The organism is Tractidigestivibacter sp. (assembly GCF_057241865.1).
On the sequence record NZ_DBHHPX010000023.1, the window covers coordinates 28,516 to 44,409 of the forward strand.

General features: G+C 61.5%; 12 protein-coding genes. All 12 read left to right on the forward strand.

Annotated features, from left to right (window positions below; translation table 11 throughout):
* Positions 1 to 82: 82 nt before the first annotated feature.
* The 12 genes from ACO59D_RS08470 to ACO59D_RS08525 all read left to right on the forward strand — a co-directional run bounded on the left by ACO59D_RS08470 (position 83) and on the right by ACO59D_RS08525 (position 15,742).
* Positions 83 to 2,044 (forward strand): PTS fructose transporter subunit IIABC, encoded by a 1,962-nt coding sequence (locus tag ACO59D_RS08470; protein WP_485126612.1) that lies wholly within the window; start codon positions 83 to 85, stop codon positions 2,042 to 2,044.
* A 736-nt stretch (positions 2,045 to 2,780) separates the two neighbouring features.
* On the forward strand, positions 2,781 to 3,461 hold the full coding sequence (locus ACO59D_RS08475) for a sugar transferase (RefSeq protein WP_485126613.1): 681 nt from the start codon (positions 2,781 to 2,783) through the stop codon (positions 3,459 to 3,461).
* A 24-nt stretch (positions 3,462 to 3,485) separates the two neighbouring features.
* Complete coding sequence (locus ACO59D_RS08480; protein WP_485126614.1) at positions 3,486 to 5,888, forward strand: glycosyltransferase family 4 protein; 2,403 nt, start codon at positions 3,486 to 3,488, stop codon at positions 5,886 to 5,888.
* On the forward strand, positions 5,875 to 6,912 hold the full coding sequence (locus ACO59D_RS08485) for a glycosyltransferase family 2 protein (RefSeq protein ID WP_485126615.1): 1,038 nt from the start codon (positions 5,875 to 5,877) through the stop codon (positions 6,910 to 6,912). Before ACO59D_RS08480 ends, ACO59D_RS08485 begins: the two co-directional genes overlap by 14 nt.
* Before the next feature lie 11 nt (positions 6,913 to 6,923).
* Entirely contained in the window at positions 6,924 to 7,925 is a 1,002-nt protein-coding gene (locus ACO59D_RS08490) for a capsular polysaccharide synthesis protein (RefSeq protein WP_485126616.1), read from the forward strand.
* A gap of 98 nt (positions 7,926 to 8,023) precedes the next feature.
* Positions 8,024 to 8,698 (forward strand): WbqC family protein, encoded by a 675-nt coding sequence (locus ACO59D_RS08495; protein ID WP_485126617.1) that lies wholly within the window; start codon positions 8,024 to 8,026, stop codon positions 8,696 to 8,698.
* A 3-nt stretch (positions 8,699 to 8,701) separates the two neighbouring features.
* Positions 8,702 to 10,009 carry a Wzz/FepE/Etk N-terminal domain-containing protein gene (locus tag ACO59D_RS08500; RefSeq protein ID WP_485126618.1) on the forward strand — a complete coding sequence of 436 codons (1,308 nt, stop codon included), beginning with the start codon at positions 8,702 to 8,704 and terminating at the stop codon, positions 10,007 to 10,009.
* Positions 10,010 to 10,065: 56 nt separating this feature from the next.
* Positions 10,066 to 11,391, forward strand: a complete 1,326-nt coding sequence (locus ACO59D_RS08505) for a hypothetical protein (RefSeq protein ID WP_485126619.1) — start codon at positions 10,066 to 10,068, stop codon at positions 11,389 to 11,391.
* Positions 11,375 to 12,007, forward strand: a complete 633-nt coding sequence (locus tag ACO59D_RS08510) for a VanZ family protein (protein ID WP_485126620.1) — start codon at positions 11,375 to 11,377, stop codon at positions 12,005 to 12,007. Before ACO59D_RS08505 ends, ACO59D_RS08510 begins: the two co-directional genes overlap by 17 nt.
* Before the next feature lie 69 nt (positions 12,008 to 12,076).
* A complete protein-coding gene (locus tag ACO59D_RS08515) occupies positions 12,077 to 13,531 on the forward strand; it encodes a flippase (RefSeq protein ID WP_485126621.1) in 1,455 nt (484 codons plus the stop codon).
* A gap of 68 nt (positions 13,532 to 13,599) precedes the next feature.
* The gene (locus ACO59D_RS08520) at positions 13,600 to 14,592 is read left to right on the forward strand and encodes a glycosyltransferase family 2 protein (RefSeq protein WP_485126623.1); all 993 of its coding nucleotides are present in this window, start codon (positions 13,600 to 13,602) and stop codon (positions 14,590 to 14,592) included.
* A gap of 31 nt (positions 14,593 to 14,623) precedes the next feature.
* The gene (locus ACO59D_RS08525; protein ID WP_485126622.1) at positions 14,624 to 15,742 is read left to right on the forward strand and encodes a DegT/DnrJ/EryC1/StrS family aminotransferase; all 1,119 of its coding nucleotides are present in this window, start codon (positions 14,624 to 14,626) and stop codon (positions 15,740 to 15,742) included.
* Positions 15,743 to 15,894: the final 152 nt, after the last annotated feature.

The window sequence follows — 15,894 nt, forward strand, 5'->3', positions numbered from 1 at the left end:
TTAGCAGTGAGTGCACCCATGGCGAGAGGGCCTGGGTGCCCGGGAGCGGACGGATGTCCGCGCACAGGAAGGGGGAGCACGAGTGAAGATCACCGATCTGCTCAGGCCCGAGGCAATCAAGGTTGGTGCTACCGCCACAAGTCGTGACGATGCCATCGACCAGCTGGTTGCCCTGCAGGATGCAGCGGGCAACATCACAGACAAGGTGGCCTACAAGAAGGCGATCATGGCGCGAGAGGAGGAGTTCTCGACTGCCGTGGGGGACGGCATCGCCATCCCGCACGCCAAGACGGCCGCGGTCAAGCGCCCAGGCCTTGCGGCCATGACCGTGCCCGGCGGCACCGACTGGAACTCACTCGACGGGGCGCCGGCCGACCTCATGTTCATGATCGCGGCGCCCGAAGGTGAGAACAACGCGCATCTCGAGATACTGGCGCAGCTTTCGAAGCTTCTGATGCACCAGGAATTCGCGGACGCGCTGCGTGCGGCAAAGACGCCCGAGGAGTTCATGGCAGCCATCGACGCTGCGGAGGCCACGCGCGAAGAGGCTGAGGCAAAGAAGGCCGAGCCGGTGGCCAAGGCAGCCTCCTCTCTGCCGGACATCCTTGCAATCACGGCTTGCCCCACGGGCATCGCCCACACCTACATGGCTGCGGAGAGCCTCGAGAAGAAGGCCGCCGAGATGGGCGTCACCATCAAGGTGGAGACGCAGGGCTCCGTGGGCGCGAAGAACGTCCTTACCGCCGAGGAGGTCGCGCACGCAAAGGGCGTGATCATCGCGGCCGACAAGAACGTGGACCGCGCCCGCTTTGGAGGCAAGCAGGTCCTCTCGACCAACGTCACCGCGGGCATCTCCGAGCCCGAGAAGCTCATCCAGACCATCCTCGATGGCGAGGCACCCGTGCAGGAGGGCGAGGTTGCGGCCGCCAGCGCAGGCGCCGAGAAGGACTCCGCCTGGCATGTGATCTACAAGCATCTCATGAACGGCGTGAGCCACATGCTGCCCTTCGTCATTGGCGGCGGCATCCTCACGGCGATCGCGTTCCTCGTCGACCAGCCGGGCCTTGGCACCTCGACGTACGGCTCGTCGATTCCGGCGGCTGCGTTCTTCAAGACCATTGGCGGCGAGGCGTTTGGCCTCATGCTGCCCATCCTTGCCGGCTTCATCGCCATGTCCATCGCGGACAGGCCCGGCCTGGCCCCTGGCTTTGTTGGTGGCCTCTTTGCCAAGGGCGGCTACAGCCTTGCCTACCTTGCGCTCCTGAACGCTGACCCCGATGCCGCCTCTGCGGCGTGCGTCTCTGGCGGCTTCATCGCGGCGCTCTTCGCCGGCTTTGCCGCCGGGTACATGACACTTGGCATCGAGAGGCTCTGCGACCGCATGCCCGCCTCGCTCGAGGGCATAAAGCCCATGCTCATCTACCCGCTTCTGGGCACGCTTGCCATAGGCGCCGTCATGTTCGTGCTGAACCCGATCTTTGGTGCCATCAACACCGGTCTGAACAACTGGCTCAATGGCATGGGGACCACAAACATCGTGCTGCTTGGTGCCGTGGTCGGTGGCATGATGTCCATCGACATGGGCGGCCCATTCAACAAGGCAGCCTACGTCTTTGGCACGGGAGCCCTTGCCGCTGGCACTACGTCCGGCCAGATCATCATGGCCTCCGTGATGGTTGGCGGCATGGTTCCCCCTCTGGCCATTGCCCTTTCCACCACGTTCTTCAAGAACAAGTGGTCCAAGGCCGACCGCGACGCGGGCATTGTGAACTACATCATGGGCCTCTCGTTCATTACCGAGGGCGCCATCCCGTTCGCCGCTGCCGACCCCGGTCACGTGCTTCCCTCCTGCATCATTGGCTCTGCCGTTGCGGGTGCGATCTCGGCGGCGTGCGGCTGCACGAGCCCCGCTCCTCACGGTGGCGCCTGGGTCATTGCCGTTATCGGCAATCCCGTGATGTACCTCGTGGCGCTGGTAGTTGGCTCCGTGGTTGGTGCGCTGATCCTCTCGTTCTGGAAGAAGCCCTACACCGCAGGGGCATAGAGAGGTACGGCGAGTGACAGGGCGGCTGCGACAACTGGCCCCTCGGCGTCTGCGCGACGCCGAGGGAGGGCATCCCTGCGGTCCTCTCGCTCTAAACTGCGATATCTCACGAGTTAATGGCGGCCCCGCATTTTTCGAACGGATAGACCCTGCTAGCCGGCAATTCCCCACGAGTCGAGAACGATGCCGTAAAAATCGCCGGTTAGGCCCCGGGTTAGGCGTTCGCGAAATTCCCAACCACCGGGGGCTTCTCGTCGGACAAATTATGCACGGCTGGAAGCGAGCGAGACAAGAGCCCGCCTCTCCGCAACGCTTGGGATGGGGCGTCTCTTGTTGGTGTGAGAGCCAATGGTCTCGCCGCGACCATCTGCGCGACCCTGGCCTCCAGCGAGGTCCGGGTTGATCAACCCGGGTGACCGTGGTCGTGGCAGCCCGGCTGAGCCGTGACAGGGAAATGATTCCCCCATAGTGCCCTATTGACAGCTTGGTGGGGCGGGTGTAGCCTACAAGGCGAATGCGGGCACGCGCTTCCCAGAAGATGGCGATATAAGGCCATGTGTTTCGGCGGGAGGTCGGCTGTGCCTATTTTTTCGTGGGGGAAATATAGCATTGTTCTTTTATGTGTGCATATTGCTATGGTCGTTACCGGGGGTTGGGGCTCTGTCGGGACGACCTGACAGTCACATCGTATCGTCCGACGGGCGAGGATAGACGGAAAGGCAACCATACTCTCATCATGAAGGTCGAGGATTCCGCGACTAAGCTTGAAGACTGTGGGGACGCGCTTGTCGTGGCGCATAATGAGTCCCATGGTGCCTACGAAGTGGCCAAGCGTGCCTTTGACGTCCTGTTCTCCCTCTTTGTGATCGTGGGGTTCTCGTGGCTCTTCGCCCTGATAGCCCTTGCCATCAAGTTGGACGATCCCCAGGGGCCCGTCATCTTCAGGCAGACGCGCGTGGGAAGGGGGGGCAGGACCTTCAGCATGTGGAAGTTTCGCTCCATGTACTCCGACGCGGAGGAGCGGCTTGCGGGGCTCATGCGTTACAACGAGAAGGACGGCCCCGTCTTCAAGATGGCGCACGACCCCAGGGTCACACGGGTCGGTCACTTCATACGCAAGACGTCCCTGGACGAGTTCCCCCAGTTCTTCAACGTGCTCTTTGGGCAGATGTCGATAGTGGGGCCTCGCCCGGCGCTACCCAGCGAGGTCGCCCAATACACTCCCTACCAGTCCCAGCGCCTCCTCTGCGATGCCGGTATCACCAGCTACTGGCAGGTCCAGCGCAACCGCGACAGCCTTACCTTCGATGAGTGGGTCGACCTCGACCTCCTCTACGTGAGGACCCGGTCCTTCCTCACCGACTTGAAGCTCATATTCCAGACAGTGGGCGTGGTCCTCACCGCGCAGGGATGCTAGCCGGCCGCAGGTATGAGGATTGCCATGCTGGGACATAAGCGCATGCCATCGCGCGAGGGCGGCGTGGAGGTCGTGGTGACAGAGCTCGCCACGCGGATGGCCGCCCTCGGCCATGACGTGACCGTCTACAATCGCCAGGGCCATGACGTGGCCGGCAGGGGCCTGAGTCCCGTGGCGCCGGAGGAGTACGAGGGCGTTCGGATCAAGACGGTGCCCACCGTCGACGTGAGGGGGCTTGCCGCCGCAAGCTCCTCGTACTTTGCGGCCCGCGCCGCCGTCGCCGACAGGCCAGACGTCATCCACTTCCATGCGGAGGGCCCCTGTGCCATGATCCCGCTGGCCCGTCGCGCGCACATCCGCAGCGTCGCCACGATACATGGGCTCGACTGGCAACGTGCCAAGTGGGGCAGGCTCGCCTCGGGCTATCTGAGGCATGGGGAGCGTCTCGCCGCCGCCCAGGCCGATGAGCTTATTGTCCTCAGTAGGAACGTCCAGGACTACTTCCGTGACACCTACGGTCGCGAGGCGCACTACATCCCCAACGGAGTGACGGTGAAAGCACCAGTTCCTGTGCATACCATCGCGTCCAAGTATGGTCTCTCGGCAGCCTCCTACGTCCTTTTCGTGGGACGCATCGTCCCCGAGAAGGGCGTCCACTACCTCATAGAGGCCTGGCGAGGCGTGCGGACGGACAAGCGTCTTATTATCGCTGGTGGCCCATCCGACTCCCAGGCGTACTTCAATCGGGTGAGGGCCCTTGCGGGCGATGACCCTTCCATCCTCTTCACGGGCTTCGTGCAAGGTCGCGAGCTCGAGGAGCTCTACAGCAACGCCTACCTATACGTGCTTCCCTCAGATCTCGAGGGCATGCCTATGAGCCTCCTTGAGGCGATGTCATACGGCAACTGTTGTCTCACAAGCGACATAGCGGAGTGCGCCGAAACCCTCAGTAGTGCGGGAGCCACGTTTCCGAGGGGGGACGTGGTGGCGCTGCGGAGCTCCCTCACCCAACTACTCGAGAATCCGGCGCACGTCTCTTCGCTAGGCATCCAGGCGCGCATGCACGTGTCGTTTGCCTATGGGTGGGATGCCGTTGTAGCACGGACGCTTGCCCTCTATCGGGGGGGGGGTGAGCTCCTCGCCTATATGAGAGTGCTGCTCGTGAACAAGTTCCACTATCCCAAGGGAGGGGCAGAGACCTACTACTTCGCGCTCGGCGAGCGACTGGAGCAGATGGGCCATGACGTGGCCTACTTCTCCATGCGGCACCCTTCGAACGTACCCTGTGCGCAGGATGCGTACTTTGTCACCCAGCGTGAGTACAACGAGGCCCAGAACCCCATCAAGACATTACGGGACGGATGGTCGTTGGTGTATTCCCGCGAGGCCCGCAACAGCTTTGACGCGCTCCTGCGGGACTTCAGACCCGATGTGGTCCACCTGAACAACGTGCATCGCCAGATCACCCTCTCGATACTCGATGCGCCCTCGCTTGGGACCACCCCCGTTCTCTACACGGCGCACGATTACATCACTGTGTGCCCCAATTACCTCATGCTCGATGGTGCCGGCGAGGTCTGCGACGCCTGCCTTGGTGGCCGCTTCGGCCAGTGCGTTGCGCGATGTTGCGTCAAGGGGTCGCGTGCGAAAAGCGCCCTCGCCGCCGTCGAGGCCAAGTACATCCAGCTCCACAGGCTCAACGAGAGAATCGACAAGGTCATTGCCCCCTCGCGCTTCATGCGGTCGAAGCTGGTCGAGGGGGGATGGCCCGATGACAAGGTCGTATGGATGCAGAATTTCGCGAGCGATGCCATCTGCGACCAGGCTCGGGCACAAGGCGCCGACAGCACGGATCACGAGCATCCCTACCTGCTCTTCTTCGGGCGCATCTCAAAGGAGAAGGGCGTGGACGTCCTTGTCAGGGCGTTTCAGGGCGTCATCGACACGCTTCCGGACGGCTGGCACATGGTCATCGCGGGGGAAGGTCCCGAGCGGACGGCGGCCGAGGCACTGTCCAAGAGCATGCCAGGGGCCAGTCGCGTCGAGTTCGTTGGCTTTCAGCAGGGGGATGCCCTGCGCGCAAATATAGAGGGGGCCTCCCTTGCCGTCACTGCCTCGCGTTGGCGCGAGAACATGCCCTATTCGGTCATCGAGGCATTTGGGGCGGGCACACCGGTCATCGGTTCGCGCATCGGCGGCATACCCGAACTCGTGATAGACGGTGAGACGGGCCTGCTCTGTGAGCCCGGTGACGTACGGTCGCTTGCGGACGCCATCATGCGGGGCGTGCGGCTCTGTTCGGACATCGTCGGCTACCATGCCATGCAACAGCGCTGCAGGGACTATGTGCTTGACCATTGCTCGCAGGATGCGTACATGGCGTCCCTAGTCCATCTGTATGGGGGGCTTATCGATGCCGAGAGTTAGTGTCGTGGTGCCCATATTCAATACCAGGCAGTACCTTCCCCAGTGCGTAGACAGCCTGCTCGGCCAGACGCTCGACGATATCGAGATCATCCTGGTCGATGACGGTTCCCCCGATGGCGCGGGGGAGGTTGCCGACGCGTATGCGTCGTGCCATGGGAACATCAGGGTCATCCATCAACCCAACGAGGGCCTCGGCCCCGCGAGGAACGTGGGCATCCGCTGGTGCATGGGCGACTACCTCACCTTCGTCGACTCCGACGACTGGGTCGAGCCCACGATGTACGAGCACCTTTACGGCAAGGCGGTGGAGTCGGGGTCGGACATCGTGGTGAGCGGACACTGCGATGTGACCAATGGACGCAAGACCTTCGTCAAGCCCCATCCCCTTGCAGGCAGGACGCTGGAGGACAAGCAGGACATCCTTGGTGTGCGCAGGGAGCTCTACGGGCACGCTCCCGGTGATGCGGCCGTCGAGTCATTCCCGATGTCCGTGTGCATGTCGCTGTACAGAAGGTCCCTCATCGAGTCCTGCGGGCTCGCCTTCAGAAACGCGCTTTCCGAAGACACGTTATTCAACCTTGATGCATATGGGTCTGCCCGGAGGATTTCGTTCGTGGGGTCAACCGACTACTGCTACCGAAAGGATGACCAGAGTTCCATTACCAAAACGTTCTCACGGGAGAAGCTGGGCCTCTATTCGGACTTTGTCGACGCCCTTGCCGCCCTCGCCCGCATGGAGCCCGATAGCGAGGACTGCATGCTGCGCGTAAGACGGACGGCGGTCGATTATGCCCGTCTGTACGTGGGCCTCGTGGCCACCAGCGACCTGACGCCCCGAGAACAGCGCAGCGAGGTCCTCGGACTCATCGACTCGACGATGTTCCGGAGTTATTGCATGGACTTTCCCATCGATACCCTCCCCGTCCAGCAGCGCATCTTCCAGAGGAGCCTTGTCGGGAGGCACACGCGCACGGCGCTGCTCCTGCTGAGGATGAGACTTGCGATAAAGAAAGGCGGACGATGATGGCAGGTCATATGAATCTCAGACGAGTATCTCATCGTGTTGCCGAGGAGCTTCATGCGACACGCGCCATCGCCGGCGAGACCTCATGGCGAGACGCCCTCGACACGCTGCGTGCCAAGGTGGACATCCAGGTGATGAACCGCAACGGGTTCCAGGAGCCCCCCGCAGTCCGCGACCGTCTCATGCGTAAGCATGAGACGGTACTCGAGTATCTCGAGGCGAGGTCCCACGGCTACTACGAGTCGTACGACTATGCGACAGAGCTGCCGCCGGGCGACCCAGACCTGGAGGGGAGGATCTGGCTGTGCTGGTGGCAGGGCATCGAGTGCGCCCCTGCCATCGTGAGGGCCTGCGTCGAATCCATATGCCGCAATGCGGACGGGCATGCCGTGACCATCATTACGGACAGGAACTATCGCGACTATGTGCATATCCCCGACTGGGTGATGGGAAAGGTGGCGGAGGGGACCATCACGAGGACCAACCTCTCCGACCTCCTGAGGCTCAGCCTGCTGGCGGAGCACGGAGGCCTCTGGCTCGACGCCACCTTCTTCTGCTGCGGCCCGTTGGGGGACCTGGCCTTCGGACAGCCTCTGTTCTCGATCAAACGGCCCGACTACCTGCACGCCTCCGTCGCCTCTGGCTATTTTGCGGGCTATTCGCTCTCCTGTGACACGGCGCACAGGAGGGTGTTCGCAACCATCAGGGACTTCTTCCTCGAGTACTGGCAGAAAAACGACTTCATGGTTGACTATCTCCTGGTCGACTACATGATCGTTCTGGCACAGAGGCATGACCCCTCCATAGCCAGGGCCTTCGATGCCATACGGCCGAACAACCCCCTCTGCGATGAGCTGGGCAAATGCTTGGGAGAGCCCTTCGACAGGCAGAGGTGGCAGGAGCTCTCGAGCGACACGAGCCTGTTCAAGCTCACGTGGAAGCAGTCGTTCCCCGCCCGCAAAGGCGAAGTACAGACGTTCTATGGAGCTTTGCTGGGGGGAGACCTTACGTGAACGCTTATCTTTAAACTAGCTCAGTTGGCCTTATATCATTGGCACGCTGTGTCATTGAGGGGGATGCCTTGATTGCCGGAATACATCAGCCATACTTCATGCCATACCTTGGTTACTGGCAGCTGATAAACGCGGTCGACGTCTTTGCGTCGGCGGACAACTACAACTTCATCAAGGGTGGTTGGGTGCACCGGAACAGGATTCTGCGCCAGGGCGACGTGTGCTACTTCAACGTCACCGTGAGCCACATGTCTCAGAACAGGCACATCTGCGACCATATGATTAAGCCCCTCGACGTGGGGGAGAGGCTCAATGTCCTGCGCGGGTGCTATCGCAAGGCCCCCAACCTCGAGACGGGCCTGGACGTCATGCGCGATGCCTTGACCTGCGACACCCTTAACCTGGCGGATTTCCTGTTCCATACCATCTCGGTCGTCTGCTCCTACCTCGGCATCACCACGCGGTTGGTGAGGACGTCCGACTACCCGCAGGACCCTACCCTGCGCAAGGAGGGAAGGATCTTCGACTACTGCAGGCAGCTGGGGGCTGACACCTACTATAACGCCATCGGGGGGCGGGAGCTCTATGCCTTCGACACCTTCAGGGAGCATGGCCTGGCCCTCGGCTTCCTGGAGTGCATCCCTATCGCCTATCGGCAGCAGGCCCAGGAGTTCGTGCCCTGCCTCTCCATCATCGACGTCATCATGAACACCTCCCAGGAAGAGTCACAGGACATGCTTGCAAGCTGCAGGATCATCACGGAGCGCAACTAGCCCATGGACGAGCGGTACATCGACGTCTCCTATGACGAGGACAACGGCATCCGGCTGGGTGACGCCTTCAGGGCCGTGGGCAGGCATCTGCTCGTGTGCCTGCTGGCGGCCGCCGCCTTGGGGACGCTCGCCTTCGCGTACACGACGACGCAGGTCACCCCGCACTACCAGTCGTCCTTCACGGTGTATGTCACCAACCGTCCTGCCAACCAGCAGGTGACCACGGAGTCTCCCATCACGAACTACCTGGGCAGCGGTGACATCGATGCCTCGAACGCCCTGGCAAGCACCTACGCCTTCATCTTCGAGAGCAGCGAGATGGTCTCGAGGGCCGTCGAGGGCACGGGCCTGGACGGCTACGACTCCCGGGTGCTCGACAGGACGCTCGTCGCCACTGAGGTCGAGCAGAAGACTCCCCTCGTGACCGTGACCGTGACAGCCGATTCCCCCCAGGATGCCTATGACATCGCGGTGTCCCTCATCGACATCGCACCAGGCTACATCTCGGGCATCGCCAAGGATAGTTCCATGGCGGTGGTTGAGTCGCCAAAGGTGAGCACTACGCAGAGTTCTCCCTCCCTCCTGCTCAACACGGCGGCGGCCTCCCTCGTTGGGTTCGTGGTGGCGGCTCTCGTTGTCGTGGGCAAGGACGGCAAGAACAAGAACGTCGGGAGCAAGGAGGAGCTGGAGGAGCGCTTCGGGATACCCTCTGTCGTCGACGCCGGCGAGCTCTTGCCCCTGCTGCCGCGCCATGCCTCACGCACGATTGGGGTGATGGATGCCGATGGCAAGGGCCTGGCCGCAACGAATGCCATTGCGCTTGCGACGTCGTTTGCCACGAGGGCCGCGCGAGTCCTCCTCATCGACTGTGATGTCAGTAGCGATGCCTGCGGCAAGGCGCTGGGGGTGAGCCGGACCGGCGGGCTGACGGACCTTCTCCTCGGGCATGGCCAGGTCTCCGACGTCGTGCAGGAGGTAGGGCAGGGGATTGACTTCCTCGCGTCGGGAGGGTCGATTGACGACTTTGGAAGGCGTGTCCAGGATGGGCGCATGACGTCGCTGCTTAGGGGGTTCGAGAAGGACTACGACTACGTCGTTGCAGCCATCCCCTCCGCTCTCTCCGATGACAGCGCCTTGGTCCTGGCGGACTTGTTCGGCAAGGTCTTCCTCTCGGTCCGCGCGGGCAAGACGAGAAAGGCCGACGTTGCCGAGACGTTGAGGCGCCTGCGGCTCGCAGACGTGCAGATTGTCGGCTTCATGTACGGCGAGCGTCACCAGCGTGCCGGACACGTACCCCTACACCTGCGTTAGCCATGGTGGATGGCATGCACAGCGCTGGTGTCGGGCTACGATCATCGCCCAGGGGGATGGAGGGTGCGGGTCGGGGACTGGCCATGCGCCGCCTGGGGGACATCTGGATTGGGAGGAAGAGCGGGACCCTGATCTGGGGTGAGGCGTGCCTGCTGGCAACCTTCGGGTTCCTGCGTGATATCCTCGGCGCTCCCGCGACGATTACCTATCTTTTCGACGTCATCAACGTGTTCCTCTTCGTCGCCATCCTCATGCGAGGGAAGTACGACAACGATGGGAGGTACTGCCGCCCTGCCTTTGCGCTCGTACTGGTGTTCCTGTTCCTCACGCTGCTGAGGGCCCTCACGGTCGGTGGTTCTGCAGTGCTGTATCTGTGGGGCCTCAGGAATACGTTCCGGTTCTATGTGTTCTTCACATGCTGCGTGGCGCTTTGGGGCGCTCGGGACGTCCTGCGCATGCCTGACTTCTTCAAGGCCCTTTTCTTCCTAAACGTGCCCCTCTGCATGCTCGAATATGCCATGGGCTACTCCGGTGACTACGTCGGCGGCTCCTTTGGCGTGCAGCAGGGGGGTAACGGCTATCTCAACATCCTGCTCGTCATCACGACGGCCATCTATGTCACAGAGTATCTGGCAGGAAGGACGTCCATCCTCAAGCTCTCATTAGTGCTTGCCCTGTCCTTCTACATGATGGCCGTCGCGGAACTCAAGGTATACTTCCTCGAACTGATGATTGTCGTATCCGTGGCGACCCTCAGCGAAAGGCTGACCATGCGTTCGCTGGCCCTTGCCCTTGTCATGCTGGTGGGCATCATTGTCGGTCTGTATATCATGCAGCTCTTCTTCAGCGGCTCGGGCATCGACTTCTTCACAAGCGACGCGCTGGCGACCTACATGGGGGATGCGGGCTACACGGGCACGGGCGACCTCAGCCGCATGAACGCGCTGTCGCGCATCACGTCGATGTTCTTCTCGGGAGACCTGACGAGGCTCCTCTTTGGCTTTGGCCTTGGCAACTGCAGCTATTCCTCGAACTTCGCGATGCTGACGAGTTCTTTCTACCATTACTTCAGCTGGCTGCATTATGCGTGGTTCTCGGACGCATACGTGTACCTCGAGACAGGGCTCATTGGCCTTGCGTGTTTCGAGGCGTTCTTCGTCCTCGCCCTCATCGTGAGCCGACTCAGGCGATACAGGGATCCGGACTTGAGAACAGTGGTCAACTGTACCAGCGTCATTGCGCTGATGGCGCTGCTGCTCTCGGTCTACAACAGCTCCCTGACCGTGGAGTCGGGCTATCTGGTATACATGTTCCTTGCCGTGCCATTCATCTTGGACAAATACAGAAAGACGGGAGATATCACGCATGGTTCCAGCGTTTAGTGGTGGTGTCTGGCACATGGTCGCCTATATTATTGGAGACGTCCTCACATCAATCTACCAGCCATTCCTGTTTGCGCTGACCCTCACGGTCTTCGTCATGTTCTTCTTCGTCTATGCCCACGAGCACGGGTGGTCCCTGCATGAGTCCGCATCGCGCGGGGCAAGGGCGTGGATCGGGGCGTTCCGGACGTCGAAACTCTTCAGGATAGAGTTCCTCCTTGTGCTGTTTGTCGTGCTGGTGCTCTTCAAGACGCTGTATTCGCGCGATATCTGGTTCGACCCGCTCTCCAACGTCCTGGGCGGTTGGGGGCTGTACGACAGGGACGGCAAGTTCACGGCCGAGGCGGTCGAGAACTTCATCCTGTTCGTGCCGTTTGGCCTGCTGCTCTCCGACGTGCTGTGCAGGAGGGGGAGCGTCGCCGGCACAGAGACCCGCGCCTCTGCGTTCACGAAGTCGGTCCAGGCCTCGGCACTCCTCTCCCTCTTCATCGAGTGTTCCCAGCTGCTGTTCCACCTGGGAACCTTCCAGCTCTCCGACCTCGCGTACAACACGGCAGGCGGGCTTGTGGGTGCGGGTGCCTACTATCTCGTCTCCAGGCGGAGAGAGGGCCGCTAGCGTGGCCGTGGCAGCTGCGGAGAGCAGACGCGAAGAGGCTTGTCGTCGGACAGGAAGACGGAGGAGCGCGTGAAAGAGGAGCAGTCCTCACCAAGGATATCGCTGGCCACCAACGCGGCGTTCAACGTTCTGTACAAGGTGCTCAACGTGGTCTTCCCGCTTATCTCTGCCGTGTACCTCGCCCGCGTGCTGCTGCCTGCGGGCGTCGGCAAGATCTCGTATGCGCAGAACGTCGTCTCGTACATGGTGCTGCTGGGTGCTCTGGGAATCCCGACGTATGGCGTGAGGGAGGTCGCCAAGCGGAGGGACAGCCGGGAGGCCACGGACAAGCTGTTCAGCGAGGTGCTGGTCATCAACTTCTGCTCGACAAGTGTCGCCCTCCTTCTCTACGCGTGTCTGGTGGTCACGTACTTCTCCGGTGACGTCCCCCTCTATGTGGCCTGCGGCCTGCCCATCGTCTTTAACTACATTAACGTCGACTGGTTCTACCAGGGCAAGGAGGAGTACGTCTACATCGCCGTCAGGAGCATCCTAATCAAGGGGCTCTCCATCGTGGCAATACTTCTCTTCGTGCGCAGCCAGAGCGACTACGTGACGAGCGCCCTCATCTCATCGCTCGCGATTTGCGGCAACTACGTCTTCAACATCATACGTGCTCGCAGATACGTCACGTTCACGTTCCATGGGCTACAGCTCAGACAGCATCTGCGCCCCATCTTCGTCCTGGTGGCCTGCGCTGCCGGTGCCCAGCTCTACAACAACATCGACGTGCTCATGCTGGGCGCCTCCCAGAGTTCCGACGTGGTCGGCTGGTACAACAACGCACAGAAGGTCATCGGGCTGGTGCTGACGCTCGCCACGGCCATCTCCGAGATCTTCCTGCCCAGGATTAGCTATCTGTACGAGACGGACAAGGAGCGCTTTGACAGGCTCGTCTCTATGGGCTTTCGGATTGTGCTCTTCTTCGCCCTGCCGCTGACCGTCGGGACCGTGCTCGTTGCCAACGATTTGGTGGTGGTCATGTTCGGGGAGCCCTTCAGGCCCGCCGCGCTCACGATGCAGCTGATGGCACCCCTGGTCCTCATCAAGGGGCTTGGGGATATCGTGTCGTACCAGGTCATCATCAGCTCCGGCCAGGAAAACAGGCTCCTCGCCGCATACTTCCTGGCGGCGGCGGTCAACGTGGCGCTAAACATGGTGCTGATACCCCGATTCGCGCAGAACGGGGCCGCCTTCGCCTCCATTGTCACCGAGCTCCTGGTAAACGCCATCCTGCTGCACTACTCGAGAAGGATTCTCAAGGTGAGCCTTGACCGTCCGTTCATGATAGACACGTTCTTGGCGTGCGCCGCCATGGCCGCGCCCATGCTCGTCGCAAACTTCCTTGTGCACAATGTCTTCGTCGGGCTTCTCGTGGACGTGGTCCTGGCCGTCATCACCTACTTCGCCTTCTGCCTGGTGACCAAGAACGAGGTCCTCCTCATGATCATGGACCTGGTCAGGAGGAAGAAGAGGCCTGCATGACGGAGGGCTTGGAATCTATGCGCGTTGCGGGAAAAAGGAGAAATGAAGGAAGAATGGCACACGATGAGATGGTGGTCACGGTCCTTTGCGTTTGCTACAACCATGCGAGGTCACTGCGACGCGCACTGGAGAGTCTCGTGTCACAGAAGACGGACTTCGCGTACGAGCTGCTCGTCCATGATGACGCGTCGACGGACGGCTCGCAGGACATCATCAGGGAGTTCCAGCGCAGGTACCCCCAGATGGTGCGGCCCATGCTGGAGGAGGAGAACCAGTACGGACAGGGCCGGCACTTCCTGGGCAAGATGCTCGCCGAGGCACGGGGGAGCTACATCGCCTACTGCGAGACTGACGACTTCTGGTCCGACCCCCTCAAGCTCCAGCTGCAGGTCGACGCCCTCAGGACCCATCCGGAGTGCTCGTTCTGCGTGCACAACACCCAGGGAGTTAGCGTCGAGGGCGACAGGCTCCCGCAGCACTTCCCGCCCATCAGGGTTGCCGCCGGTGCCATCACGCCCGAGGAGTACCTCCACCACGAGCTGTTCGAGGACAAGTGGATGTTCCAGCTCAGCAGCTTCATGTCCCGGCGCGAGACGATGGTGGAGTACGAGGGAATCTCTGCCAGCGAGTTTCCCAGCAAGTACTACCGGGTGGGTGACCAGCCGCTGTTCCTGTTCTGCCTGACGGAGGGGCCCGCCTGGTACATCGATAGGGACATGTCGTGCTACACGGTGGACAGCGGCGGCTTCATGACGAGCCTGGGGAAGGGCGGCTCGTTCTGCGAGAGGGTGCAGCTCGGATACATACGGGGCCTCGAGGCGTTTGACGCCTATAGTCAGGGAAGGTTCGCCACTGCGGTACAGCGGGCCGTCCTTAGGCGCAAGTTTCTGTACGACCTCGCGACGCACAACTACCGCGCCATCTCCACCGGCAAGTACAAGGACCTCAGCAGCGAGCTCGGCGGTCTCCGGAGGCTGCGCTACCGCTTCCTCGGCCTTTTGTGCCACGGCCGCCTCCAGGACCACCCCACCGAGGAGCCCCCGCATGAGGTCACGGGATAGCGACACGGACGATTTGGGAGTACGACGTCATATGGACAACAAGACCCTGGTCACACGCCCCTCGATGCCCACACTCGACGAGTACGTCGAGGAGATACGCGACATCTGGGACTCGCGGTGGCTGACGAACATGGGTGAGAAGCATGAGCGGCTGCGGGGACTCCTGCGGGACTACCTGGACGTGTCGCACGTCGACCTGCTCACGAACGGGCACATGTCACTGGAGCTGGCGCTGCAGGCCTTGAAGCTCGCCGGCGAGGTCATCACGACCCCGTTCACCTTCGCCTCGACCACGCACGCGATCGTCCGGAACAACCTGACCCCCGTCTTCTGCGACATCGACCCCACAGACTTCACGATTGACGCGACGAGGATCGAGGACCTCATCACCGACCAAACGAGCGCGATCATGCCCGTCCACGTGTACGGGAACGTCTGTGACGTGGAGGAGATCCAGCGCATCGCACGCAAGTACGGCCTGAGGGTCGTCTATGACGCCGCACACGTCTTTGGGGTTCGCTATGGGGGGAGGGGCATCGGCAGCTTTGGCGACGTCTCCTGCTTCAGCTTCCACGCGACCAAGGTGTTCAACACCATAGAGGGCGGTGCCGCCTGCTACAATGACGAGGACTTCGGCCTGGAGCTCTACCGCCTCAAGAACTTCGGCATCCGCGGACCGGAGCGGGTGGACGGCGTTGGGGCCAACGCAAAGATGAACGAGTTCTGCGCGGCTATGGGCATCTGCAACCTGAGGCACATCGATGACGAGATAGCCAAGAGGGGCGTGATTGCGGAGCGCTACCGAAGCCGCTTGGCCGACGTCGAGGGCATCCAGCTGAACCCCGTCCAGGAGGGTGTCATGCCCAACTACGCCTACTTCCCCATCGTCGTGGACGAGCGGACCTTCGGTGCAAGCAGGAACGAGGTCTTCGACGAACTCCAGCGTAACGGGGTCATGGCGCGCAAGTACTTCTATCCCATCACAAGCTCGTATGACTGCTACCATGGCCGCTTTGACCCCAACCTCACCCCCGTCGCCCTCCACGTGAGTAAGCGAGTGCTCACCCTGCCGCTCTACGCTGACATCAGGCTTAAAGAAGTGGATAGAATCTGTGACATCATCTGCGGTCTCCGCAGGATGTGTTACTAATCTGTTCACAATTGAAAGGGTGCCAGCTTCCTCTGAAAGGGGATGGCTCACCCTGGCTGTGCATCCATTGGGCACACCCAGGGTCTGCGGACGATCTGAACGGAGACCAGCTATATGAAGTCAAGACCTAGAGACTGATTTGTTCGACCGAC